The organism is Citrobacter freundii complex sp. 2024EL-00216 (genome assembly GCF_043945515.1).
Classification (GTDB): Bacteria; Pseudomonadota; Gammaproteobacteria; order Enterobacterales; family Enterobacteriaceae; genus Citrobacter; species Citrobacter portucalensis.
This window is the reverse complement of sequence record NZ_JBIMRA010000006.1, coordinates 40,107-66,471: the sequence shown is the minus strand read 5'-3', so window position 1 is coordinate 66,471 and position 26,365 is coordinate 40,107. Positions and strand designations below refer to the sequence as shown.

The 26,365-nt window shown below is 53.2% G+C and carries 21 protein-coding genes; 9 read left to right on the top strand and 12 right to left on the bottom strand.

All coding sequences use genetic code 11. From position 1 onward, the window contains the following. Positions 1–73 precede the first annotated feature (73 nt). Entirely contained in the window at positions 74–1,003 is a 930-nt protein-coding gene (locus ACHHZ7_RS09545; RefSeq protein ID WP_122973815.1) for a TIGR01212 family radical SAM protein, read from the bottom strand. A 684-nt stretch (positions 1,004–1,687) separates the two neighbouring features. Between ACHHZ7_RS09545 and gltB the strand changes: the two genes are divergently transcribed. The 4 genes from gltB (at position 1,688) to ACHHZ7_RS09525 (ending at position 10,347) form a co-directional block, all read left to right on the top strand. Further along, positions 1,688–6,148 carry a glutamate synthase large subunit gene (gene gltB / locus ACHHZ7_RS09540; RefSeq protein WP_123969743.1) on the top strand — a complete coding sequence of 1,487 codons (4,461 nt, stop codon included), beginning with the start codon at positions 1,688–1,690 and terminating at the stop codon, positions 6,146–6,148. Positions 6,149–6,160: 12 nt separating this feature from the next. Beyond that, positions 6,161–7,579 (top strand): glutamate synthase small subunit, encoded by a 1,419-nt coding sequence (locus tag ACHHZ7_RS09535; RefSeq protein WP_032945128.1) that lies wholly within the window; start codon positions 6,161–6,163, stop codon positions 7,577–7,579. A gap of 247 nt (positions 7,580–7,826) precedes the next feature. Then, a complete protein-coding gene (gene codB / locus ACHHZ7_RS09530) occupies positions 7,827–9,077 on the top strand; it encodes a cytosine permease (RefSeq protein ID WP_048225726.1) in 1,251 nt (416 codons plus the stop codon). Beyond that, positions 9,067–10,347 carry a cytosine deaminase gene (locus tag ACHHZ7_RS09525; RefSeq protein ID WP_032945132.1) on the top strand — a complete coding sequence of 427 codons (1,281 nt, stop codon included), beginning with the start codon at positions 9,067–9,069 and terminating at the stop codon, positions 10,345–10,347. Before codB ends, ACHHZ7_RS09525 begins: the two co-directional genes overlap by 11 nt. A gap of 58 nt (positions 10,348–10,405) precedes the next feature. Here ACHHZ7_RS09525 and nanQ read toward each other — a convergent pair whose 3' ends face one another. The 5 genes from nanQ to nanR all read right to left on the bottom strand — a co-directional run bounded on the left by nanQ (position 10,406) and on the right by nanR (position 15,386). Further along, a complete protein-coding gene (gene nanQ / locus ACHHZ7_RS09520) occupies positions 10,406–10,873 on the bottom strand; it encodes an N-acetylneuraminate anomerase (protein ID WP_032945519.1) in 468 nt (155 codons plus the stop codon). Positions 10,874–10,875: 2 nt separating this feature from the next. Then, positions 10,876–11,745: an N-acetylmannosamine kinase gene (nanK, locus tag ACHHZ7_RS09515; protein WP_060683129.1), complete on the bottom strand. Its 870-nt coding sequence runs from the start codon at positions 11,743–11,745 to the stop codon at positions 10,876–10,878. A gap of 96 nt (positions 11,746–11,841) precedes the next feature. Then, positions 11,842–13,332 carry a sialic acid transporter NanT gene (nanT, locus tag ACHHZ7_RS09510; RefSeq protein WP_048215451.1) on the bottom strand — a complete coding sequence of 497 codons (1,491 nt, stop codon included), beginning with the start codon at positions 13,330–13,332 and terminating at the stop codon, positions 11,842–11,844. A 109-nt stretch (positions 13,333–13,441) separates the two neighbouring features. Beyond that, positions 13,442–14,335 (bottom strand): N-acetylneuraminate lyase, encoded by an 894-nt coding sequence (gene nanA, locus ACHHZ7_RS09505; RefSeq protein WP_003828793.1) that lies wholly within the window; start codon positions 14,333–14,335, stop codon positions 13,442–13,444. A 259-nt stretch (positions 14,336–14,594) separates the two neighbouring features. Beyond that, positions 14,595–15,386, bottom strand: a complete 792-nt coding sequence (gene nanR, locus ACHHZ7_RS09500; RefSeq protein ID WP_060683128.1) for a transcriptional regulator NanR — start codon at positions 15,384–15,386, stop codon at positions 14,595–14,597. Positions 15,387–15,745: 359 nt separating this feature from the next. Between nanR and dcuC the strand changes: the two genes are divergently transcribed. Then, the gene (dcuC, locus tag ACHHZ7_RS09495) at positions 15,746–17,113 is read left to right on the top strand and encodes an anaerobic C4-dicarboxylate transporter DcuC (protein WP_060683127.1); all 1,368 of its coding nucleotides are present in this window, start codon (positions 15,746–15,748) and stop codon (positions 17,111–17,113) included. A 55-nt stretch (positions 17,114–17,168) separates the two neighbouring features. Here dcuC and sspB read toward each other — a convergent pair whose 3' ends face one another. The 5 genes from sspB to zapE form a co-directional block, all read right to left on the bottom strand. Next, positions 17,169–17,672, bottom strand: coding sequence for a ClpXP protease specificity-enhancing factor (sspB, locus tag ACHHZ7_RS09490; RefSeq protein ID WP_003025130.1), 504 nt, complete (start codon positions 17,670–17,672; stop codon positions 17,169–17,171). Between the two features lie 5 nt (positions 17,673–17,677). Continuing rightward, positions 17,678–18,316 (bottom strand): stringent starvation protein SspA, encoded by a 639-nt coding sequence (sspA, locus tag ACHHZ7_RS09485; protein WP_003025132.1) that lies wholly within the window; start codon positions 18,314–18,316, stop codon positions 17,678–17,680. Positions 18,317–18,632: 316 nt separating this feature from the next. After that, on the bottom strand, positions 18,633–19,025 hold the full coding sequence (rpsI, locus tag ACHHZ7_RS09480) for a 30S ribosomal protein S9 (protein WP_003025138.1): 393 nt from the start codon (positions 19,023–19,025) through the stop codon (positions 18,633–18,635). Between the two features lie 15 nt (positions 19,026–19,040). Continuing rightward, a complete protein-coding gene (rplM, locus tag ACHHZ7_RS09475) occupies positions 19,041–19,469 on the bottom strand; it encodes a 50S ribosomal protein L13 (RefSeq protein ID WP_003025141.1) in 429 nt (142 codons plus the stop codon). 218 nt (positions 19,470–19,687) lie between these two features. Further along, positions 19,688–20,815 (bottom strand): cell division protein ZapE, encoded by a 1,128-nt coding sequence (gene zapE, locus ACHHZ7_RS09470; protein ID WP_060683126.1) that lies wholly within the window; start codon positions 20,813–20,815, stop codon positions 19,688–19,690. A 192-nt stretch (positions 20,816–21,007) separates the two neighbouring features. Here zapE and zapG point away from each other — a divergent pair, with 192 nt between their 5' ends. The 3 genes from zapG to degS all read left to right on the top strand — a co-directional run bounded on the left by zapG (position 21,008) and on the right by degS (position 24,099). Next, positions 21,008–21,406, top strand: coding sequence for a Z-ring associated protein ZapG (gene zapG / locus ACHHZ7_RS09465; protein ID WP_003025147.1), 399 nt, complete (start codon positions 21,008–21,010; stop codon positions 21,404–21,406). A 168-nt stretch (positions 21,407–21,574) separates the two neighbouring features. Next, a complete protein-coding gene (gene degQ / locus ACHHZ7_RS09460) occupies positions 21,575–22,942 on the top strand; it encodes a serine endoprotease DegQ (RefSeq protein ID WP_060683125.1) in 1,368 nt (455 codons plus the stop codon). Positions 22,943–23,031: 89 nt separating this feature from the next. Continuing rightward, positions 23,032–24,099: an outer membrane-stress sensor serine endopeptidase DegS gene (gene degS, locus ACHHZ7_RS09455; RefSeq protein WP_032945146.1), complete on the top strand. Its 1,068-nt coding sequence runs from the start codon at positions 23,032–23,034 to the stop codon at positions 24,097–24,099. Positions 24,100–24,245: 146 nt separating this feature from the next. Here the strand turns inward: degS and mdh are convergent, their stop codons facing one another. Then, a complete protein-coding gene (gene mdh / locus ACHHZ7_RS09450) occupies positions 24,246–25,181 on the bottom strand; it encodes a malate dehydrogenase (RefSeq protein ID WP_060683124.1) in 936 nt (311 codons plus the stop codon). 436 nt (positions 25,182–25,617) lie between these two features. On the opposite strand from mdh, the gene argR reads away from it, so the two are divergent. Beyond that, positions 25,618–26,088 (top strand): transcriptional regulator ArgR, encoded by a 471-nt coding sequence (gene argR / locus ACHHZ7_RS09445; RefSeq protein ID WP_003025162.1) that lies wholly within the window; start codon positions 25,618–25,620, stop codon positions 26,086–26,088. Positions 26,089–26,365: the final 277 nt, after the last annotated feature.

Genomic DNA, 26,365 nt, shown 5'->3' with positions numbered 1-26,365 from the left:
ACGCGCCATCAGGCAATGTGCGCCGGGCCGCCTGATGGCGCGTTGCTTATCAGGCCTACATGACTACGGAGAGTTAGTTCTCAGGCAGCACCCATGGCGTACCGAGCGCCGAGCCTTGCACACCGTACTTGTTAAGGTACTTATCCAGTTCGACCATGCCGGTCCAGCGGTTTTCACACCATAGCGGTGCCAACAGCGTTGGGCGACGCGCGCTGGCGGAAATTCGATGATAAATCACCTCTGGCGGCGTATGACGGATCATCTCCCCGGCGGTAACCGTATAGTCGTCCAGTTCAATTCCGTTCAGCCGCCCGGCTTCCCAGGCTTTCGCCATCGTACTGCCTTTCACAATATGCAGCGGGTGCAGCTTAATACCGTCAACACCCGTCTCCACTACACGTTCCACGGTTTGCAGGCATTCTGCCTGCCCTTCTCCCGGCAGACCGACAATCAGGTGCGAGCACACTTTCAGCCCACGCTCGCGTGCCAGTCGCGTAGTGCGTTGGTAGCAGGCAAAATCATGGCCGCGGTTAATACGATGCAGGGTTTTGTCATGCGCGGTTTGCAAACCGAGTTCCAGCCATACCTCATAGCCGAGGTCTTTATACTCGCAAAGCAGATCGAGTACCGCATCCGGCACGCAGTCGGGGCGCGTCCCAACGCATAACCCGACGATACTGGCCTGGCTGACCGCCTGCTGATACATCGAACGCAGCACCTGCACTTCAGCAAAGGTGCTGGTATAGGCCTGGAAATAGGCCAGATAGCGTTTCGCGCGATTGACCAGATGCGCCTGATGCTCAAGCTGCTCGGCAATAGAATGGTGCTGCTGTGCTTCATCGGCAAACGAGGCGACATTGCAGAAAGTACATCCACCACGTCCGATGGTGCCATCACGATTTGGACAGCTAAAGCCGCCGTGAAGCGTGAGTTTATGAACCTTTTGCCCATAACGGCGAGAAAGATCCCCACCAAACATATTGACTAATTTCTGTAACTGCATAATCTGGTAGACCGCGCCTTGAAAAGAGGCCAAAGCCTGCCATTTTTTGCCCCAGTCGGCGATGACCTGGATCAATCGCCCTGGCGTGCCTTTATTCATTGCATAACAAATCAAAATAATCGAAATTTCATTCATTCAAAATGAAATTACTTTTCCTTATATCCGACTGTTTTTTTTATCTTCTTATACTCTCAGCATAAAAACAGTATCTTTAAGACGCCAAAACTCCAAAAACCAGCATAAAATGCCAAGCATAGCGATAAACAAAGGGAGGACGGGGGATATACAGCCTTTCTGACAGTGAGACAGATCACACTTCGCTCCCCATTCTCCTTGCGTTAAATCAATGTAAAAAAGCCTTAAATTTCAACATATTCATAAAGTTAATCGCCCTATAGCACATTTTTGCATAAATAAGATTGCCATTTGACCTGTGTGTGGATTCCCGATAACGTGGAAATCCGCTGGAAGCTTTCTGGATGAGCAGCCTGCTCATCATATTTATGCAGTAATTGAGATTCCCTCTGAAGCAAGTCCTCAAACTTGTTTGACCTATGCGAAAAGGATAAAGAGGGCGAATGCGAGGTAAGCGTATGACACGCAAACCCCGTCGCCATGCTCTTGGTGTGCCCGTGCGCAACGGTCCAGATGGGAATCCCGCAGAGCCTGGGGAGGTTCACTGATATGTTGTACGATAAATCCCTTGAGAGGGATAACTGTGGTTTCGGCCTGATCGCCCACATAGAAGGCGAACCTAGCCACAAGGTAGTGCGTACCGCCATACACGCACTGGCCCGCATGCAGCACCGTGGCGCAATTCTAGCCGATGGTAAAACCGGCGATGGTTGCGGTTTGCTGTTACAAAAACCTGACCGCTTTTTCCGCATCGTGGCGCAAGAGCGCGGCTGGCGTTTAGCTAAAAACTACGCCGTCGGCATGATCTTTTTAAATAAAGACGCTGAACTGGCTGCGGCTTCTCGTCGCATTGTCGAAGAAGAATTACAGCAGGAGACCCTGTCGATTGTCGGCTGGCGCGACGTGCCGACCAACGAAGGTGTTCTCGGTGAAATCGCCCTCTCCTCCCTGCCTCGTATCGAGCAAATTTTTGTCAACGCCCCTGCGGGCTGGCGTCCGCGTGATATGGAGCGCCGCCTGTTCATCGCGCGCCGTCGCATCGAAAAACGCCTCCAGGACGATAAAGACTTCTACGTGTGTAGCTTGTCGAACCTGGTCAATATCTATAAAGGTCTGTGTATGCCGGCGGATCTGCCGCGCTTTTACCTGGACCTGGCGGACCTGCGTCTGGAATCGGCCATCTGCCTGTTCCACCAGCGCTTCTCCACCAATACCGTACCGCGCTGGCCGCTGGCGCAACCGTTCCGCTACCTGGCGCATAACGGTGAAATCAACACCATCACCGGCAACCGCCAGTGGGCACGCGCACGTACCTATAAATTCCAGACACCGCTGATCCCTGACCTGCACGACGCCGCACCGTTCGTTAACGAAACCGGCTCCGACTCCAGCTCAATGGATAACATGCTGGAACTGCTGCTGGCTGGCGGGATGGACATTATTCGCGCCATGCGTTTACTGGTGCCGCCGGCCTGGCAGAACAACCCGGATATGGACCCGGAGCTGCGCGCGTTCTTTGACTTTAACTCCATGCACATGGAGCCGTGGGATGGCCCGGCGGGCATTGTTATGTCCGACGGCCGCTTTGCCGCCTGTAACCTTGACCGTAACGGCCTGCGTCCGGCGCGCTACGTCATCACCAAAGACAAGCTGATTACCTGCGCTTCTGAAGTCGGGATCTGGGATTATCAGCCGGATGAAGTGGTTGAGAAAGGTCGCGTCGGCCCTGGCGAGCTGATGGTTATCGATACCCGCAGCGGGCGCATTCTGCACTCCGCCGAAACCGATGACGATCTGAAAAGCCGCCATCCGTACAAAGAGTGGATGGAGAAGAACGTCCGCCGTCTGGTGCCGTTCGAAGACCTCGCAGACGATCAGGTCGGCAGCCGCGAACTGGACGATGACACGCTCGCCAGCTATCAGAAACAGTTTAACTACAGCGCCGAAGAGCTGGATTCCGTGATCCGCGTGCTAGGTGAAAACGGTCAGGAAGCGGTCGGCTCAATGGGTGATGATACCCCGTTTGCCGTGCTGTCCAGCCAGCCGCGCATCATTTATGACTACTTCCGCCAGCAGTTCGCGCAGGTGACTAACCCGCCGATCGACCCGCTGCGTGAAGCGCACGTTATGTCGCTGGCCACCAGCATCGGTCGTGAGATGAACGTCTTCTGCGAAGCCGAAGGTCAGGCACACCGCCTGAGCTTTAAATCGCCGATCCTGCTGTACTCCGATTTTACCCAGCTCACCACCATGAAAGAGGAGCATTATCGCGCCGACCGCCTGGATATCACCTTCGACGTGACCGAAACCACGCTCGAAGAGACCGTCAAAGCATTGTGCGATAAGGCGGAACAGATGGTGCGTAACGGTACTGTGCTGCTGGTGCTCTCTGACCGTAACATCGCGAAAAACCGCCTGCCGGTTCCTGCACCGATGGCCGTAGGCGCAGTGCAAACGCGTCTGGTAGAACAAAGTCTGCGTTGCGACGCCAACATCATCGTTGAAACCGCCAGTGCCCGCGACCCGCACCATTTTGCTGTCCTGCTTGGCTTTGGCGCGACGGCCATTTATCCGTATCTCGCGTATGAAACGCTGGGACGACTGATCGACACTCAGGCGATTGCCAAAGATTACCGGACCGTGATGCTGAACTACCGTAACGGCATCAACAAAGGTCTGTACAAAATCATGTCCAAAATGGGCATTTCGACCATCGCCTCTTACCGCTGCTCGAAGCTGTTTGAAGCTGTTGGTCTGCACGATGATGTCGTGGCGCTGTGCTTCCAGGGCGTGGTCAGCCGTATTAGCGGCGCAGGGTTTAGCGACTTCCAGCAAGATCTGCTGAACCTCTCCAAACATGCATGGCTGGCACGTAAACCTATCAGCCAGGGCGGTTTGCTCAAATACGTCCACGGCGGCGAATACCATGCCTACAACCCGGACGTGGTGCGCACGCTGCAACAGGCGGTACAAAGCGGCGAGTACAGCGACTATCAGGAATATGCCAAGCTGGTCAATGAGCGTCCGGCGGCCACGCTGCGCGATCTGTTGGCGATTACGCCTGGCGATGAAGCCGTAAGCATTAGCGAAGTAGAACCCGCAACCGAACTGTTTAAACGCTTTGATACCGCAGCTATGTCCATCGGCGCATTAAGCCCCGAAGCACACGAAGCGCTGGCCGAAGCCATGAACAGCATCGGCGGCAACTCGAACTCCGGTGAAGGCGGTGAAGACCCGGCGCGCTATGGCACCAATAAAGTGTCGCGCATTAAGCAGGTTGCTTCCGGTCGCTTTGGCGTAACCCCGGCGTATCTGGTCAACGCCGATGTCATCCAGATTAAAGTCGCTCAGGGCGCGAAACCTGGCGAAGGCGGTCAGTTACCGGGTGATAAAGTCACCCCGTACATCGCCAAACTGCGCTATTCGGTGCCGGGCGTGACGCTGATCTCCCCGCCGCCGCACCACGATATTTACTCTATCGAAGACTTAGCGCAGCTGATTTTCGACCTCAAACAGGTCAACCCGAAAGCGATGATCTCCGTGAAGCTGGTTTCCGAACCAGGCGTTGGCACCATCGCCACAGGCGTGGCGAAAGCCTATGCGGATCTGATCACCATTGCTGGCTACGATGGCGGTACCGGCGCAAGCCCGCTCTCCTCGGTGAAATATGCGGGCTGCCCGTGGGAACTTGGTCTGGTGGAAACCCAGCAGGCGCTGGTCGCTAACGGTCTGCGTCACAAGATTCGTCTGCAGGTTGATGGCGGTCTGAAAACCGGTGTCGATATCATTAAAGCGGCGATTCTGGGTGCGGAAAGCTTCGGCTTCGGTACCGGTCCAATGGTGGCGCTGGGCTGTAAATACCTGCGTATTTGCCACCTGAACAACTGCGCAACCGGCGTGGCGACTCAGGATGACAAACTGCGTAAGAACCACTATCACGGCCTGCCGTTCAAAGTGACTAACTACTTTGAATTTATCGCCCGCGAAGTCCGTGAGCTGATGGCGCAACTGGGTGTGAAGCGTCTGGTGGATCTGATTGGTCGTACCGACCTGCTCAAAGAGCTGGAAGGGTTTACCGCCAAGCAACAGAAACTGGAACTGTCTCGTCTGCTGGAAACCGCAGAACCGCATCCGGGTAAAGCGCTGCATTGCACCGAGAACAACCCGCCGTTTGATAACGGCGTGCTGAACGCTCAGTTGTTACAGCAAGCGAAACCGTTTGTCGACGAGCGCCAGAGCAAAACCTTCTGGTTCGATATCCGCAACACCGACCGTTCTGTTGGCGCGTCGCTGTCGGGCTATATCGCGCAAACGCATGGCGATCAGGGGCTGGCATCTGACCCAATCAAAGCGCACTTCAGCGGTACCGCAGGCCAGAGCTTCGGCGTGTGGAACGCGGGCGGCGTGGAGTTGTATCTGACCGGTGATGCCAACGACTATGTCGGTAAAGGTATGGCGGGCGGTCTGCTGGCAGTGCGTCCTCCGGTTGGCTCTGCTTTCCGTAGCCATGAGGCGAGCATCATTGGTAACACCTGTCTGTATGGCGCCACCGGTGGCCGCCTGTTTGCCGCGGGTCGTGCGGGTGAGCGCTTTGCAGTACGTAACTCCGGCGCAATCACCGTGGTTGAAGGTATTGGCGACAACGGCTGCGAATATATGACCGGCGGCATCGTCTGTATTCTCGGAAAAACGGGCGTCAACTTCGGAGCGGGTATGACGGGTGGATTCGCCTACGTGCTCGACGAAGATGGTGAGTTCCGCAAACGCGTGAACCCGGAACTGGTAGAAGTGCTGAGCGTGGACTCGCTGGCTATCCACGAGGAACACCTGCGCGGTTTGATTACCGAGCACGTACAGCATACCGGCTCTTCACACGGCGAAGAGATCCTGGCTAACTGGCCAGCATTCTCGGCGAAATTCGCGCTGGTAAAACCAAAATCCAGTGATGTGAAAGCACTGTTGGGTCACCGTAGTCGTAGCGCAGCAGAGCTGCGTGTGCAGGCGCAGTAAGGGGTAGCAGCAATGAGTCAGAACGTATACCAATTTATCGACCTGCAGCGCGTTGATCCGCCTAAGAAGCCGCTGAAGATCCGTAAGATCGAGTTTATCGAGATCTACGAGCCGTTTTCCGAAGGCCAGGCCAAAGCACAGGCAGACCGCTGCCTGTCCTGCGGTAACCCGTACTGCGAGTGGAAGTGTCCGGTGCATAACTACATCCCGAACTGGCTGAAACTGGCGAACGAGGGGCGTATTTTTGAAGCAGCAGAACTGTCGCACCAGACCAACACTCTGCCGGAAGTCTGTGGCCGCGTGTGCCCGCAGGATCGTCTGTGTGAAGGATCCTGTACGCTGAACGATGAGTTCGGCGCGGTGACTATCGGTAACATCGAGCGCTATATCAACGATAAAGCATTCGAAATGGGCTGGCGCCCGGATATGACCGGCGTGCGTCAAACCGACAAGCGCGTGGCGATCATCGGTGCCGGTCCGGCAGGCCTGGCCTGTGCTGATGTGCTGACCCGCAACGGCGTGAAGGCGGTGGTATTTGACCGCCACCCGGAAATCGGCGGTCTGCTGACCTTCGGTATTCCAGCCTTCAAACTGGAAAAAGAGGTGATGACCCGCCGTCGTGAAATCTTCACCGATATGGGCATTGAGTTCAAATTGAACGTGGAAGTGGGCCGCGATGTACAGCTTGACGATCTGCTGAAAGATTATGACGCCGTGTTCCTTGGCGTAGGTACCTATCAGTCGATGCGCGGTGGGCTGGAAAACGAAGACGCTTCCGGTGTGTTTGATGCCCTGCCGTTCCTGATCGCCAATACCAAACAGTTGATGGGCTTTGGCGAAAGCAGCGACGAGCCGTACATCAGCATGGAAGGCAAACGCGTCGTCGTTCTCGGCGGTGGCGATACCGCGATGGACTGCGTGCGGACCTCGGTTCGCCAGAACGCAGCACATGTCATCTGCGCTTATCGTCGTGACGAAGAGAACATGCCGGGTTCCAAACGCGAAGTGAAAAATGCGCGTGAAGAAGGCGTCGAATTCCAGTTCAACGTCCAGCCTTTAGGCGTGGAAGTGAACGCTAACGGTAAGGTATGCGGAGTGAAAATGGCGCGTACCGAAATGGGTGAACCGGATGCGAAGGGCCGTCGCCGTGCGGAGATCGTCGCCGGTTCCGAACACGTTGTTCCGGCAGATGCGGTGGTACTGGCATTTGGCTTCCGTCCGCACAGTATGGAGTGGCTGGCAAAACACAGCGTCGAACTGGATTCTCAGGGCCGCATTATTGCTCCAGAGCGCAGCGACAACGCCTTCCAGACCAGCAACCCGAAAATCTTCGCCGGTGGCGACATCGTGCGCGGTTCGGATCTGGTAGTCACCGCGATTGCCGAAGGTCGTAAAGCGGCAGACGGTATCCTGAACTACCTGGAAGTGTAATACAGCCTCTTAAGGCATCTCATCTGCCCTGGTGGGTGAGATGCCAAATTCCTGCCGCAATACCGCCAAACCTGCCGATTAAGCCAGTCTGACAACACGTTTAGTAAACAGGGCAAATAACCTTAACACCCCAAACAGATCAACATCATGAATAATAACCATGTAAAAACCAGACGAAAACGTTTGCTTTACGTTGAGAACTGTATATTATGCGGCGGATTTTTTGGGCAAAATTCATGGAGGCGTTGTGTCGCAAGACAACAATTATAGCCAGGGCCCCGTCCCTCTGGCGGCGCGAAAAGGCGTAGTTCCACTAACATTTGTCATGTTGGGACTCACATTCTTTTCCGCCAGTATGTGGACCGGTGGCACACTCGGTACCGGTCTTTCTTATAATGATTTCTTCCTGGCAGTTCTCTTCGGTAATCTTCTCCTCGGTATTTACACTGCATTTCTCGGTTTTATCGGCGCAAAAACAGGGCTCTCAACCCACCTTCTGGCACGTTACTCATTTGGTGTGAAAGGTTCATGGCTTCCCTCTCTGCTGTTAGGCGGCACACAAGTAGGCTGGTTTGGCGTTGGTGTGGCCATGTTTGCTATCCCGGTTGGCAAAGCGACGGGAATTGACGTCAATATCCTGATTGCGATTTCCGGTCTGTTGATGACCCTGACCATCTTTTTTGGCATCTCAGCGCTGACCGTTTTATCTATCATCGCCGTGCCTGCCATCGTCGTACTTGGCAGCTACTCCGTCTGGCTGGCAGTGAGCGATGTCGGCGGTTTGGAGCATTTAAAAGCGATAGTGCCGCAAACGCCGCTGGATTTCTCCACCGCACTGGCGCTGGTAGTCGGCTCGTTTGTCAGCGCAGGGACATTAACCGCTGACTTCGTCCGTTTTGGCCGCAACGCCAAAGGCGCGGTGCTGATCGCCATGGTGGCGTTTTTCCTTGGCAATTCGCTTATGTTCATCTTCGGCGCTGCGGGCGCGGCTGCGGTTGGACAGGCGGATATCTCTGACGTGATGATTGCCCAGGGACTGCTGCTGCCCGCGATCATCGTTCTCGGCCTGAATATCTGGACCACCAACGATAATGCGCTGTACGCATCGGGCCTGGGATTTGCCAATATTACCGGCCTTTCCAGCCGTACGCTGTCGGTGGCTAACGGTATTATTGGCACACTGTGCGCGCTGTGGCTTTACAATAACTTTGTCGGCTGGCTGACATTTCTGTCGGCAGCGATTCCCCCGATTGGCGGGGTGATCATCGCCGACTATCTGCTGAACCATCGCCGCTATGCCGACTTCAGCAAAGCGCAATTTATTTCCGTAAACTGGATAGCGATCCTGTCCGTTGCACTGGGCATTGCCGCAGGTCACTATATTCCCGGCATCGTGCCCGTCAATGCCGTACTCGGCGGCGTATTCAGCTATATCCTGCTGAATCCACTTTTCAATCGCAGCCTTGCTAAATCCCCGGAGGTCAGCCATGCAGAATAATAACATCACCATTCATCAGGCGCGTTTACAGGGACGTGAAGGGTTATGGCAAATCACGATTGAAAACGGGCGCTTTAGCCGTATTGAGCCTCAAGACGCAGCGACGTTACCACAGGGTGAAGTGCTTGATGCTGAAGGCGGTCTGGCTATCCCACCGTTCGTTGAGCCACATATCCATCTGGACACTACGCAAACCGCGGGCGAGCCGAGCTGGAATCAGTCTGGTACGCTGTTTGAGGGCATTGAACGCTGGGCTGAACGTAAGGCAATGCTCACTCACGAAGACGTCAAAGCGCGCGCCATGCAGACCCTGAAATGGCAGATGGCCAACGGCATCCAGTATGTCCGTACCCACGTTGACGTTTCCGACCCAACGTTGACGGCGCTAAAAGCCATGCTGGAGGTGAAGCAAGAAGTCGCTCCGTGGGTAGAGCTACAGATTGTCGCGTTCCCGCAAGAAGGCATTCTTTCTTATCCCAACGGTGAAGCGCTCCTGGAGGAAGCCGTGCGTCTGGGCGCTGACGTCATTGGCGCGATCCCGCACTTTGAATTCACGCGTGAATATGGCGTAGAGTCGCTGCATAAGATTTTCGCTCTGGCGCAAAAATACGACAAACTTATCGACGTGCACTGTGACGAAATCGATGATGAGCAATCCCGCTTTGTTGAAACCGTTGCGGCACTGGCACATCGCTACAATATGGGCGAGCGCGTGACCGCCAGCCATACCACGGCGATGCATTCCTACAACGGCGCGTATGCTTCCCGTCTTTTCCGCCTGTTGAAAATGTCCGGCATTAACTTTGTCGCAAATCCACTGGTGAATATTCACCTGCAAGGGCGCTTTGACACTTATCCTAAGCGTCGTGGTGTTACGCGCGTCAAAGAGATGCTGGAAGCGGAGATCAACGTCTGCTTCGGTCATGATGACGTCTTCGATCCGTGGTACCCGCTGGGCACTGCGAATATGCTGCAGGTGCTGCATATGGGATTACACGTGTGCCAGCTGATGGGATACGGACAAATTAACGATGGGTTGAACCTGGTCACCACCCACAGCGCGAAAACCCTGCATCTGCAGGACTATGGTCTGAACGTGGGGAATTCTGCGAATCTGGTGATTTTGCCTGCAGAAAATGGGTTTGACGCGGTTCGTCGCCAGACGCCTGCCCGTTATTCCATTCGTCATGGTCGAGTCATTGCCGAGACGGTCCCAAGCCAAACCACACTGCATCTGACGCAGCCAGAAACGGTGACGTTTAAGCGCTAGGACGTTACATTCCATGTCGGATGGCGTAAGCTTTGCCATCCGACACAGTCTCTCATTCTCAAGCTTGTAATAAGTTGGCGCGGACTTTGATCACCACCTTTTTGATGTCCATCGGGGTCTGCACCACACAACCCGGTTTATGCGGCTCGCCCGGCATAAAAATCACAAATTTTCCCGGCTTCAGTACCATAGCCTGTTCATCGGCAATCTGGCTGCACAGCTGATAATCATCCTCGATGTGCATCTCTTCACAGTGACGAGCAGAATCGGTCATCCCGAACAGAATCCGTTCTTCGCCGGACAACAGCATCTGAATATCAATGTACTGCTGATGCAGCTCCGCTTTCTTATGCTCTGGGCTCTGCGTTGTAAATTGCATGACATTCATAAAAATATTCTCGCCCTGCAACGTGTAGCGCCCAGGCGTCTTCTCCTGCGGATTCGCCGCAATGGCAAGCGTTAACGCCTGCTGCAAGACCGGATGTAATCCGGCAGAAGGCAGTGAATTCAACGCATCTGATATCATCATCATTCTCCCTGGGCCAACAGCGCGGCCCCCAGTAATCCAGCGTCATGACGGTAATGCGCCGCCAGCAATTCCACGTGATAGGCCCAAGGCTCTTGTGCCAGATAATGTTCCACCAGCGCCAGATACCCTTCAGCCAGCCCAACGCTACCGCCAATGACCACGCACTGACAATCGGTCGTGGCCTTCACATCGGCAACAAGCCTTGCCAAAGTACGCGCTGAGCGATGGATCAACCGGCTTGCCTGCTCATCCCCCTGCCCGGCACGGCTAAAAATAGTTTTGGCGTCGCATCCGGCAAGCGCGCCTTCGGCAGCCGCCGCTATTCCACGACCGGATGCGATCGCCTCAACGCAGCCCACACGCCCGCAGCCGCACATGGGTCCATGGGGATCGGCCAGCGTATGTCCCAGATGCCCAGCCAGACCGCCGACTCCGGTCAGCAGTTTCCCACCGCTGACGACTCCCCCGCCCACGCCTGTGGAGACGGTAATAAACACCAGATCGCGGTACTCACCACCAAGCGCATGGTACTCAGCCCACGCCGCTGCCTGTGCGTCATTGACGGCCAGCGTCGGCAGGCCGGTGATTTGTTCCAGCGTTTGTGTCAGCGGAAAATGCATCAACCCGCCGAGGTTATGCGGATTCAGCGCCAGTAAAGCCCCCTCACGGATAATCCCCGTCGAGGCGATCACCACCCGATTAGCACGCCCCTGTAGCGGGGCAACCAGTGTTTGTAACGCGGCGCGCAGCGCTTGCGGCGTTTTACTGGCAGGCGTCGGCAGTTCACGCCGCTCGCGGACTTGCAGATTGTTGTCTATCAGCGCGGCAGCCAATTTGGTGCCGCCAATATCAATCGCCAGTGTGGTCATGACGCCGCCTCATGCATCGTGGTGGCGCTCTGTAGCTCAAAGAACGACATATTCTTCCCTTACGGCTATTGCCCGGTTCAGCACCGGGCAACTGGATTAACTTTTGGATTTCACCATAGTGCTTTTGTCACCGCCGAACGGCACGGCACCGCTAAACGGTCGACCATCAATGGCATCATGCGTACGCAACGCTTCAGGACGCAGCCAGCGCTGTACACGGGACGGCATATCAAGACCAATCAGCAGGATCACTACAAATGTCAGGCCGAAAGAGAGCGATCCCAGCGCGGTACCCAGATCCAGACGTTGGGCAATCAGCGCGCCGATGATCGGTGCCAGAGCCCCGCCCAGTGCGCCTACGTTATAGGTGAAGCCCAGTCCCGCCGCACGCTGATCGGTATCGAAATAACCGCCAATCAGTTTTGGTAAGATCCCGGAGATCCCCTGGCCGAGCATTTGTTGGAAAAACAGCAGCAAACCCAGTACCCAGACGTTTGAACCGCCTATCGCAAACACCGGAATAATCAGCAACTGCGAGGCCAGCAGACTGCAGACATAAGCTTTGCGCGTGCCCAGCCAGTCACCAAGAAAACCGCCGACGCAACACCCAACCGCCGCACCAAAACCGCTAAAGAAGAGCACTCTGGCCACCGTGGAAGGATCGTACAGCAGTTCCGTTTTCAGATAGGTTGGCAACAGCGCCTGAATCGGCCACGAGTACAGGAAGGCGAATAGCACGACCACCATCAGCATCACGCCCGTCGGCCAGCGTTTCCCGCTGCTTTGCACCATAAAGCTAATGAAGATAAAGGCGCATATCAGTCCCAGGACCGCCACGATAGCCGCATTTTGCAGGTTGCCAGCAAAGCAGAACCACAGCGCAGTTGCAGCGGCGAGCGTCATCAGAATATTAATTACCCGATGCTCGCCCCGGTAGAGAATGTCCACCATCGTGCGCACTGGCGCTTTGCCTTCGTGTTTCTCTTTCCAGTCTTCCGCTTCCGGAATATTTTTACGCAGCCAGAGGGCGAAGATAATTGGCAGGATGCCGATGAAGAACAGCGCGCGCCATCCCCAGACCGGGACCACCAGACTGTAAACCTGGGCGGCGATCACGGCACCAACGGAAAATCCGGAAATCAGGAAACCACTGGCTTTGTTTCGCAGGTGTTTAGGCCAACTTTCAATAACATAGGTTGCGCTGGAGCCATACTCACCGGCCATTCCCATACCGATAACCAGGCGGGCGATAAACATGGTGGTGTAGCCCGGCGCGAAACCGCAGGCCAGCGTTCCCACAGAGAACAGAATGATGCTGGTGACCATTGCCAGGCGGCGTCCGTAGCGGTCGCCCATTGCCCCCAGCATTAACCCGCCAAACCAACGGGAGATAAAGGCGGCCGAGATCAGGCTGGCAGCCTGCACCGTCGTCAGTCCGAATTCGCCCTGCACTTCTGTCAGCACCAGAGCGATTAACACAAAATCGAAACCATCAAGCAAATATCCCAGCCAGGCGGCGGAAAATGCCCGCCATTGTGCCCGATTGAGATGGCGATACCACGGGATGCTTTGGGTAGAAGTACTCATTTTACTCTCCCGACGATTTTTGTTGTTGTGCCGGGTGGTGGCTTTGCCTTACCCGGCCTACGGTCGAAAATCCAGGCCGGGCAAGCGAAACGCCCCCGGCGACCCGTGATTACGCCTTTTCCGCCAGCAGTTGGTTTGCCAGCGCTTTCAGTTCCGGCAGATAGTGTTCATCTACCGGGGCAAAGGGTTTACGGCACAGTGGGACAGAAACCACATCCATATAGTGCAATACTGTTTTCAGGCCGCGGAACACGCCAACCTTAATAAGCAGATCGATAACCTTATTGCACTCGGTTTGCAGCTTTTGCGCCGTGCGGATGTCACCTTCTTTGAGCGCTTTCACAATTCCCTGATAGCGCCACCCCATGATGTTGTAAGTGCTACCGATACCGCCATCTGCGCCCGCAAGCAGTCCGGAAGCAAAGATCTCGTCATAGCCGTTATAAAGCACCAGATCGGGATGAGCGCGGCGGATCTGTTCCATCTGATAGAGATCGCCCGAAGTTTGCTTCAGTGCGCCAACGCCTGGCAGCGTTACCAGCGTGTTGATCTGATCCAGCGTCAGTTTTACGCCGCTCAGCGCCGGAATGTTATAGACCACCATCGGTAAACCATCAGCGGAATCAATAATTGCGCGGTAGTGATCGCAATGTTCTTCAAAGCTGAACGGATAGTAAAACGGTGTAACGGCCGAAACGGCATCAAAGCCGTAACGATGCGCGGCGCTCGCCAGCTGTTGGCTTTCTTCGGTGCTCACCGTGCCAACATGAGCGATCAGCGTCACCTTGCCTTTCGCTTCTTCAGCCACAATTTCCAGCACCTGCTCTCTTTCAACGCGGTTTTGGACAAAGGCCTCACCCGTTGAGCCACCGACATAGAGCCCATCGACACCCTGACCAATGTTGAAACGCACCAGGCGGCGCAGACTCTCGATGTCCAGTCTCTGTTGGTTATCGAATGGGGTTAACAACGCTGGCATTACGCCTTTTAAATCTCTTGCCATAACGACCTCTGACGATGATTAGTGTTTTCTAACTGCATACCTTTATACCTGTTATACCAGATCAAATAAGCAGCAATACAATACAGAACGCTTATAGTGCGATCTACTTCACTAAACACTTCATCCTTCGAGCCGCCTCTGCGTTAGCTGCGTTCGCTCACCCCTGTCACATAGTTATCTATGCTCCAGGGAACTCGCTCTCTTGCCGCCTTGATGCAACTTGAATGATTTTGTGTTTAAACGATCGTCGGGATCGCGATCACTTACGCAACTTTTTACTTTTGCTGAAGGCATGCCAGGTCGCGGAAACGCTATTGAGGTGTTCTTGCAGTGCGCGGTCAGCTTCTTCAGGATCGCGCTGGCGAATTGCGTCGACAATAGCGATATGCTGCTGATAACTCACGTTGTTGTGCTCATACAACTCTTGATCGGCGACGGTCGGACGGGCGGCAATCAGCCAGTCTAACAGCGCAACATGGATAGCCATAAAGATAGGATTGCCCGGGATCTCAGCCAGTACACGGTGAAAATCAACGTCCGAGCGGATGAACAACGCATTGTCATCGAGCGACTGGCTGTTGATCTCCAGTGCTTTAGCCAGTCTGTCGATTTGCTCATCTGTCGCATGTTCGGCGGCGTATCGTACCAGGCTGGATTCAAAGAACAGTCGCAACTGCTCGAAGTGGGCAATGCCGCCGGGATGTGCGAGGAAATCTTTCGCCATACCAGACAGCTCGCTGATGATGGTATCAGCTGAAGGACGCGAAACGCGGGCGCGCTCGCCGTTGTTGATTTGTACCAGACCTTTGCGTTTTAACGCGGCCAGCGCTTCTCGTACAGAAGGACGGCCCACGTTAAAGAAGGCCATCAGCTCCCGCTCAGACGGCAACTGTTCGCCCTCGCCAAATTCCCGACGACGAATCATCTGCTCCAGTTCTTCTTCAACCATTTCAGACAGTTTTTTACGCGCCAACGGGCGATTGCGTAAGCTACGGCCAATGGTGGATGGAGAGTCTTCAGCTTGCGAATCAAATGCGTTCATAGGGTCCATTCAGCTAAGTCGTGGTGACAAACAACAGCGGGTTTATCCTAACACAGGATCGAAAGCAGGGTGAAATGATGGACGATCTGATCCGGCTGGCTTATTGATAATATACGTAACAGCAATATTATTTTAAGCGAGTATCTTCTGCCTCACTTTAATTGAATGGAGTTAAATAGCTTCATGAAAATTATGAATATGAACGTGATTATTTATCATAACCTTCTATTTTATATAGATAAATAATTACATTATCGAATTAAAAATAAGATATTCACTCCATAAAAAATGCCCAGAAAAATATAACATCCGTTTTGACAACAGCATTATTACCGGATTTATCTTCTTCTCTGGCATGGAGTGAAACAATGTTCGGCATCATTATCTCTGTCATCGTTTTATTAACGATGGGTTACCTGATCCTCAAAAACTACAAACCGCAGGTCGTGCTGGCCGCCGCCGGGATCTTCCTGATGATCTGCGGCGTCTGGCTGGGCTACGGCGCGTTGGTCGCTAACGACAAAAGCAGTGGCTATCTACTGGTCGATATTTACAATGAAATTTTGCGTATGCTCTCCAACCGCGCGGCCGGACTGGGGTTATCAATCATGGCGGTGGGCGGTTATGCCCGTTATATGGACAGAATGGGGGCCAGCAGAGCGATGGTTAGCCTGTTAAGTCGCCCGCTCAAGCTAATCCGCTCCCCCTATGTAGTGCTTGCCGCCACCTATGTGATTGGTCAGATCATGGCGCAGTTCATTACCAGCGCATCCGGGTTAGGTATGTTGCTGATGGTGACGCTGTTCCCAACGCTGGTTAGCCTTGGCGTGAGCCGTTTATCCGCTGTTGCGGTCATTGCCACTTCGATGTCGATTGAATGGGGCATTCTGGAAACCAACTCTATTTTTGCCGCGCAGGTCGCGGGCATGAAAATCGCCACCTATTTCTTTCAATACCAGTTGCCCGTCGCGTCGTGTGTCATTGTCGCCGTCGCCATTGCGCATTTTTTCGTTCAGCGTCAATTTGATAAAAAAGCCGCACCGGAAAGTAACGGATTTGCGGAACAAAAGACGTTGGAAAACGTACCCCCGCTCTATTACGCCATTTTGCCGGTGATGCCGCTGATCCTGATGCTGGGCTCGCTTGCCCTTGCACAAATGGGGCTAATGAAAGCAGAGTTGAATCTGGTGGTGGTAATGTTGATGAGCATGACGCTGACTATGTTTGTTGAATTCCTGCATAAACATAATTTGCGCGAAACGATGGATGATGTGCAGGCTTTTTTTGACGGCATGGGGACACAGTTTGCCAACGTTGTCACCCTGGTGGTCGCCGGTGAAATCTTTGCGAAAGGGTTGACGACTATCGGGACAGTCGATGCCGTAATAAAAGGCGCAGAGCATTCCGGTCTTGGCGGTATCGGCGTGATGATCATCATGGCGGTGGTCATCGCCGCCTGCGCAATCGTCATGGGGTCAGGCAACGCGCCGTTTATGTCTTTTGCCAGCCTCATTCCGGATATTGCCGCCGGGCTGCATATTCCTGCGGTAGTAATGATTATGCCGATGCATTTTGCCACTACGCTTGCCCGCGCGGTGTCACCCATAACCGCTGTAATTGTCGTGACATCGGGTATTGCCGGCGTGTCGCCCTTTGAGGTGGTAAAGCGCACCGCTATTCCGATGGCAGTGGGGTTTGTGGTGAATATGGTAGCCACCATCGCGCTGTTTTATTGATACCAAAGCCAGAAAACAGAACAGGCCCCAAAGGGCCTGTTTTTTATTTCACTACTTATTTCACTACGCGCAGCGCTGGACGCCCACCGCGAGGCGGTGGCGGAGTATCATCCGGATCGTTGTCGTCGCCATTATCAGGTTTATCGCCATCAATGACCGACATGACCGTTTCACTCTCAAAACCAGACGCGTCGTTGTCGTCATCATTTAAGCTGGCAACATCTTCGTCGTAGGCGGCTTCCGGTTCGAACATCGTACCGGCGCCATTTTCACGTGCATAAATTGCCAGAACGGCAGCCAACGGCACAGACACCTGACGCGGCACACCACCGAAGCGCGCGTTAAAGCGCACTTCATCGTTAGCCAGTTCCAGGTTGCCCACCGCACGCGGTGCAATATTCAGAACAATTTGCCCGTCACGCGCATATTCCATTGGAACCTGCACGTCCTGGAGCGTCACATCCACCACCAGATGCGGCGTGAGCTGGTTGTCCAGCAACCACTCATAAAACGCGCGCAGCAGATACGGACGGCGTGGTGTTAGCTGTGGCAAATCCATACAGGTTAACCCCGGCCCAGACGCATTTCACGTTCAGGCTCAGTCAGAGAAGCCAGGAAAGAGTCACGTTCGAAGACGCGAGTCATGTACCCTTTCAGTTCTTTCGAACCTGCACCGTTGAATTCAATACCCAGCTGCGGTAAACGCCACAGCAGAGGCGCCAGGTAGCAGTCTACCAGGCTGAACTCATCGCTCAGGAAGTAAGGTTTCTGGCCAAATACTGGCGCGATTGCCAGCAGTTCTTCGCGCAGACGCTTACGCGCGACTTCGGCTTCAGAAGCAGAACCGTTCACGATGACGTTCATCAGCGTGTACCAGTCTTTTTCAATACGCTGCATGTACAGGCGGCTTTCACCACGCGCAACCGGGTAAACCGGCATCAGCGGCGGATGCGGGAAGCGCTCATCCAGGTATTCCATAATGATGCGAGATTCCCACAGGGTCAGCTCACGATCCACCAGTGTCGGTACGCTCTGATTCGGGTTGAGGTCGATCAGATCCTGAGGTGGATTGTCCTTCTCCACATGCTCAATCTCGAAACTAACACCTTTCTCAGCCAGCACAATGCGGACCTGATGGCTATAGATGTCAGTAGGACCAGAAAACAGCGTCATTACCGAACGTTTGTTGGCAGCGACAGCCATGAAAACCTCCAGGTATATTCAGAATTTTTACTGCTACCAGCCACTCAGTGGCCAGCCAGAAGTGATGTCACCCAGACTCGGGAAAGTCATTACTGTTCAAAATACAAACAAAAAATGAACGATACCGGACATTTGGGCAGAAAATTGGATGATAGTTTACCAGATTTTGTGACCTTTGTGGTGAGTCGATTCTTGAAATGGGGAAAAAGAGGTGGCAATCAGCGGATTACCGTGGATCTGAGGCGAGAAATAACGATAAAAAAACCCGCCGAAGCGGGTTTTTTCGCAAATTGTCGTCTGCCGAAGCAGAGTACAATTAACGTTTGGAGAACTGAGGACGACGACGTGCTTTACGCAGACCGACTTTCTTACGTTCAACCTGACGAGCATCACGGGTAACGAAGCCAGCTTTACGCAGTTCGCCACGCAGGGATTCGTCGTACTCCATCAGAGCGCGGGTGATACCGTGACGGATCGCACCAGCCTGACCAGAGATACCACCACCTTTAACAGTGATGTACAGATCCAGTTTCTCAACCATGTCGACCAGTTCCAGCGGCTGACGAACTACCATGCGGGCAGTTTCACGACCGAAGTACTGTTCCAGAGAACGTTGGTTGATTACGATTTTACCACTGCCCGGTTTGATGAAAACGCGAGCTGCGGAACTTTTGCGGCGACCAGTGCCGTAGTATTGATTTTCAGCCATTGCCTATAATCCCGATTAGATGTCAAGAACTTGCGGTTGCTGTGCCGCGTGGTTGTGCTCGTTGCCAGCGTAAACTTTCAGTTTACGGAACATAGCACGACCCAGCGGGCCTTTTGGCAGCATGCCTTTAACCGCGATTTCAAGCACACGCTCAGGACGGCGAGCAATCATCTCTTCAAAGGTCGCTTGTTTGATACCACCGATGTGGCCGGTGTGGTGATAGTACACTTTGTCAGTACGCTTGTTGCCGGTTACAGCAACTTTGTCAGCGTTCAGAACGATGATGTAATCACCGGTATCTACGTGCGGAGTGTATTCCGCTTTGTGCTTACCGCGCAGGCGCAGAGCCAGTTCGGAAGCCAGACGGCCCAGAGTTTTACCGGTCGCGTCAACAACATACCAGTCGCGTTTTACGGTTTCTGGTTTAGCTGTAAAAGTTTTCATTAAAAGCTTACCCAAATAAATAAGTTACACGTTGGTGAACACCCAAACGTTTTGTCAGTTGAGGTTCACACGACATTGTCCAGCAAACCTACCCCTTCGAATAGCCTATGCCGGCGCATAGAAAGTTTTGGGAAAAAAACTCTCTCGTAACGTGGGGTCGCAAGATTATAGAGAAGTCAGGGTCAAAGATCGACCCCTTTATGTGATTTGCGGCAGGTTTAACCGGCTAAATGTTCCCGCTTCAGATACTCTTCGCTTTGCATCTCCTGCAAACGCGACAAACAACGCTGAAATTCAAACTTCAGACGCTCACCCTGATAAATTTCATAGAGGGGTGATGCCGCACTGACCACCAGCTTGACGTGGCGTTCGTAGAACTCATCCACCAATGCGATAAAGCGTCGCGCTTCACTCTCCATCAGCGGGGTCATGACCGGCACATCAGACAACAGCACCGTGTGAAACAGACGCGACAGCACAATGTAGTCATGCTGACTCCGGGCATCGACGCAGAGCGTGCTAAACGACACCGCCAGCGTTTGGTTTTCGACGGCCAGCGTCTGCATCGGACGATGATTGATCTCCAGCATTGGCGCATGTTCACCTTTGGTTCCCGCTAATGCCAGCCAAAGCTTATCCATCTGCTGGCGGGTTTCCTCATTCAATGGCGACAACCACAAATGCGCCTGCGTTAAGGTACGCAGACGATAATCGACGCCGGCATCGACATTCATGATGTCACAATGCTGTTTGATGGCATCAATGGCAGGAAGAAAACGCGTGCGTTGCAAACCGTTGCGATACAGCTCATCTGGCGGAATATTGGAGGTCGCCACCAGCGTAATGCCACGGGCAAACAGCGCCTTCATCAGGCCGCCAAGCAGCATGGCATCGGTGATATCAGAAACAAAAAATTCGTCGAAGCACAGCACGTCCGTTTCGGCCTTAAAGCGGTCGGCGATGATTTCCAGCGGATCGCTCTGCCCCTGTAAGGCAGTAAGCTCTTCATGCACGCGCAGCATAAAACGGTGAAAGTGCAAACGCTGTTTACGTTCGCCGGGCAGGCTATGGTAAAACAGATCCATCAGCCAGGTTTTTCCGCGCCCAACTCCGCCCCACATATATAAACCACGCACCGGTGCGTTGATCGGTGACTCACGCTTGCCCAGCAATTTACCAAAACGCGCCATCAGTCCACTCTCCTGCGGCGCAGGACGTGCTGGCGTTGTAAGCGCCTGGAAAATTGTTTCCAGTCGATTCACGGCTTCGAGTTGTACGTTGTCGGGTTGATGACTGCCGTCGTTGAGGGCTTGCTGGTAACGCGATGTCGGGGAAAGGCTTTGCATGATGTTATTGTTATTCCTTGAGAATCGATGTGCCGTCGCTCACGGTTGACGAAAAAAAGGCCGTTCTACATTACGTGATATAAACACGGGATTCCACTTCTACGGGATTAGCGGTTATAGTGGCATAATCAGGCGCAGGCATGGAGCCTAAAGCCAACACCCTACGGAAACACAAGACAACGGGAGATGTTCATGACCTGGGAATATGCGCTAATTGGGTTAGTCGTCGGTATCATTATTGGTGCTGTAGCCATGCGTTTTGGTAATCGTAAATTACGCCAACAGCAGGCATTGCAGTACGAACTGGAAAAAAATAAAGCTGAGCTGGAAGAGTACCGCGAAGAGCTGGTGAGCCACTTTGCCCGCAGCGCTGAATTGCTGGATAACATGGCGGATGATTATCGTCAGATTTACCAGCACATGGCGAAAAGCTCCAGCAACCTGCTGCCGGGTATGTCGCCGGAAAACAACCCGTTCCGTAATCGTCTGGCAGAGTCTGAAGCAGGCAACGATCAGGCGCCGGTTCAGATGCCACGCGACTATTCTGAAGGGGCATCCGGCCTGCTGCGTAGCGGCGCAAAGCGCGACTAACCGCACATCGTTAAGAAATTTATTGGGCGCAGCAATTGCGCCCTCCGCTTCTCTTCCTGTCCCAGCTATTATTTAGTCGTTAGCCGCATTGTGACCAAACCGAAAATTCAATAACATCAACCTGTTTTGAATCATCTTCCGTTTACTCAAGGTACGAGAGCAGGATCCATGAAAAAACAAACCCAGCTGTTGAGTGCATTAGCGTTAAGTGTCGGGTTAACTCTCTCGGCGCCATTCCCGGCCGCAGCGTCTATCCCCGGCCAGGTTCCCGGTCAGGCTGCGCTTCCCAGCCTCGCTCCGATGCTGGAGAAAGTGTTACCTGCAGTGGTGAGCGTAAGGGTTGAAGGTACCGCCACTCAGGGGCAGAAAGTCCCGGAAGAGTTCAAAAAGTTTTTTGGTGATGAACTTCCCGATCAACCGTCACAACCCTTTGAAGGGCTGGGTTCAGGGGTCATCATTGACGCAGCCAAAGGCTACGTTCTGACCAATAACCACGTTATTAATCAGGCGCAAAAAATCAGCGTTCAGCTTAATGATGGCCGTGAGTTCGACGCTAAGATTATCGGCAGCGACGATCAGAGCGATATCGCACTGCTACAAATTCAGCACCCCAGCAACCTGACGCAAATTGCCATTGCTGACTCCGACAAACTCCGCGTGGGTGATTTCGCGGTGGCTGTGGGTAACCCGTTCGGTTTGGGTCAAACAGCCACCTCCGGCATTGTATCTGCCTTGGGTCGCAGTGGGTTGAACCTGGAAGGTCTGGAAAACTTTATTCAGACTGACGCCTCTATCAACCGCGGTAACTCCGGCGGCGCATTGCTCAACCTGAACGGTGAGCTGATCGGTATTAACACCGCGATTCTGGCCCCCGGCGGCGGCAGCATCGGGATTGGTTTTGCAATCCCTAGCAACATGGCGCGTACGCTGGCACAGCAGCTGATGCAGTTTGGTGAAATCAAACGCGGTCTGTTGGGTATCAAAGGCACCGAAATGACCTCGGATATCGCCAAAGCGTTCAAACTGGACGTACAGCGTGGCGCGTTTGTCAGTGAGGTTCTGCCTAACTCCGGCTCCGCAAAAGCAGGGGTGAAATCAGGTGACGTCATTACCAGCCTCAACGGTAAACCGCTCAACAGCTTCGCCGAACTGCGTTCACGCATTGCGACAACTGAACCTGGGACCAAGGTCAAACTGGGCCTGCTGCGTAACGGTAAACCGCTCGAGGTTGAAGTCACCCTCGATACCAGCACATCATCGTCCGCCAGCGCAGAGATGATTGCGCCTGCGTTGCAAGGGGCCACGCTCAGCGACGGTCAGTTAAAAGACGGCACCAAAGGCATCAGAATTGATAACGTAGAAAAAAGCAGCCCTGCCGCACAGGCCGGTCTGCATAAAGATGACGTTATCATTGGCGTTAACCGCGATCGCGTAAACTCAATCGCCGAAATGCGAAAAGTGCTGGAAGCGAAACCGTCGATCATTGCTCTGCAGGTGGTGCGCGGTAACGAGAGTATTTACCTGCTCCTGCGTTAACGCATGCAACCGGACATCAGCCCCTCGTGTGATGTCCGGTTAACTCGTGATATGCTGCTGCCGTTCCCTTTATTAATGACGCCGCCATCATGTTTGTGAAGCTTTTACGTTCGGTCGCGATTGGTTTAATCGTCGGCGCCATCCTGCTGGCCGCGATGCCCTCTCTGCGAAAAATTAATACGCTTACCGCACCGCAGTTCGACAGTGCAGATGAAACGCCTGCCAGCTATAACTCGGCGGTTCGCCGCGCAGCGCCTGCCGTTGTGAACGTTTATAACCGCAGTATGAACAGTACCGCGCACAACCAGCTTGAGATCCGCACGCTCGGCTCAGGCGTTATCATGGATCAGCGCGGCTATATCATTACCAATAAGCACGTCATTAACGATGCCGACCAAATCATCGTCGCATTGCAGGACGGCCGCGTATTTGAAGCGCTGCTTGTGGGGTCTGATACGTTAACCGACCTTGCGGTGCTGAAAATCAACGCCACTGGCGGGCTGCCAACAATCCCAATTAATAACAAACGCGTGCCGCACATTGGTGACGTAGTACTCGCCATCGGTAACCCGTACAACCTTGGGCAAACCATCACTCAGGGGATCATCAGCGCCACCGGTAGAATTGGCCTGAACCCGACAGGACGGCAAAACTTCCTGCAAACAGATGCTTCCATCAACCACGGAAACTCCGGCGGTGCGCTGGTCAACTCACTGGGTGAATTGATGGGGATTAACACGCTGTCATTTGATAAGAGCAACGATGGCGAAACCCCGGAAGGGATCGGTTTTGCCATTCCGTTTCAGTTGGCGACTAAAATCATGGATAAGCTGATTCGTGACGGGCGCGTGATTCGTGGCTACATCGGTATCAGCGGTCGCGAAATTGCACCACTGCACGCTCAGGGCGGCGGGATGGATCAAATTCAGGGGATTGTGGTTAACGAAGTTTCCCCGGATGGTCCGGCAGCACAGGCAGGCATTCAGGTTAACGATCTGATTATCTCGGTCAATAACAAACCGGCGGTGTCTGCGCTGGAAACGATGGACCAGGTGGCAGAGATTCGACCAGGTTCAGTTATCTCCGTTGTCGTGATGCGTGATGACAAACAGTTGACGCTGCAGGTAACGATCCAGGAATACCCAGCCACCAATTAACGTCACGTCTGGCGGCCTACTGACCATAAAAAAACCGGAGCATGTTGGCTCCGGTTTTTATTAGGCGATATCGTAGAGAGTTAGTACGTAATGCCTGATGGCGCTACGCTTATCAGGCCTACAAATACACGCAGGCCTCTCTCGCGTTACTTAACGAACTCTTCGCCCAGAGTAATATCTTTTTTCAGCGTATCCAGCATGCCTTCCAGCGAGCTTTGTTCAAACGCGCTCAGCTTGCCGATAGACTGACGCTCTTCTACGCCGTTTTTACCCAGCAGCAGCGGCTGAGAGAAGAAACGAGCATACTGGCCGTCGCCTTCAATGTAAGCACATTCAACCACACCTTTTTCGCCGCTCAATGCGCGAACCAGGGACAGGCCGAAACGTGCAGCAGCCTGACCCATAGACAGGGTTGCAGAACCGCCACCGGCTTTGGCTTCCACAACTTCAGTACCCGCATTCTGGATACGTTTAGTCAGGTCAGCTGCTTCTTGTTCGGTGAAGCTTACGCCAGGAATTTGTGACAGCAGTGGCAGGATGGTCACGCCAGAATGGCCGCCAATAACCGGAACTTCAACGTCGCCTGGTTGTTTGCCTTTCAGTTCCGCAACAAAGGTGTTGGAGCGGATGATGTCCAGCGTGGTCACGCCAAACAGTTTGTTCTTATCGTATACGCCTGCTTTTTTCAGCACTTCTGCAGCGATAGCAACGGTAGTATTCACCGGGTTGGTGATGATACCGATACACGCTTTCGGGCAGGTTTTAGCAACTTGCTGCACCAGGTTCTTCACGATTCCGGCGTTGACGTTGAACAGGTCGGAACGATCCATACCCGGTTTACGTGCGACACCCGCAGAGATCAGTACCACATCAGCACCTTCCAGTGCAGGGGTAGCATCTTCGCCGCTGAAGCCTTTGATTTTCACAGCAGTAGGGATATGGCTCAAATCAACGGCCACACCAGGTGTTACTGGAGCGATGTCGTACAGGGAGAGTTCTGAACCTGAAGGCAGTTGGGTTTTTAACAGTAATGCTAGCGCCTGACCGATACCACCAGCAGCGCCGAGGACTGCAACTTTCATCCTAAACTCCTTATTATATTGATAAGCAAAATGTCTATTGCTCCGCGGCGGCGACCTTAATTCACAAATCCAATGAATACAACAACCACGCGTCAAGAATGCGTAGTCACGCAAATTTGGCTTTTATGCATTTAACTTACGTAAAATAAAACCTAAGTTACGTAATTCAAAACCACCCACACAGTAGAGCAACTTTCCAACAGGTGCTGACAATATACCCTACCCGCCTCTCAAAACAACATCAATTTGATAACATTTAATTTACTTTTAACCTTATTTGCGAGCCGTGACACAGGCATGTTTCTTGATAACGAAATTTGATAAAATTCCGCTCTTTCATAACATTATTTCAGCCTTGAACAAGGCAGACTGTTTGCATAAAAATTCATCTGTATGCACAATAATGTTGTTTCTACCGCCATATTACGGGTGACTTATGCGAAGCTCGGCAAAACAAGAAGAATTAGTAAAGGCGTTTAAAGCGCTACTTAAAGAAGAAAAGTTCAGCTCTCAAGGCGAAATCGTCCTCGCGTTGCAGGATCAGGGCTTTGATAATATCAATCAGTCCAAGGTTTCACGCATGCTGACCAAATTTGGCGCCGTGCGTACCCGCAATGCGAAAATGGAAATGGTGTACTGCCTTCCGGCTGAGCTGGGCGTACCCACGACCTCCAGCCCGCTGAAAAATCTGGTGTTGGATATCGACTATAACGATGCGGTCGTGGTTATTCATACCAGCCCTGGCGCTGCTCAGTTGATTGCACGTCTGCTGGACTCATTGGGGAAAGCGGAAGGTATCCTGGGTACGATTGCCGGTGACGATACCATCTTCACCACCCCAGCTAAGGGTTTTACGGTAAAAGATCTGTACGAAGCCATTCTGGAACTGTTCGAACAAGAACTGTAATACCGCCTCCCCGTCGCCTCGCGGCGGGGGAAAACACTCTCTTTTCATCCCCCTCCTTCTCTTTTCCACTGCTATTGATTTAACAAATGGTGCGTTTAACCATCAAAACACATTCACATGGTGAATATGCAGCCTTAAAAACGCACATTTTGCAAAATAAAGCATCTACATGATTTAATTAAATTTATTTTGTATAAGCTGTTTGAAATGCTCTTTTTAATTCCATTGAGTTATAAAAAAACATTTTCTTAACACTCAAAACCCAGCGAAACAATTA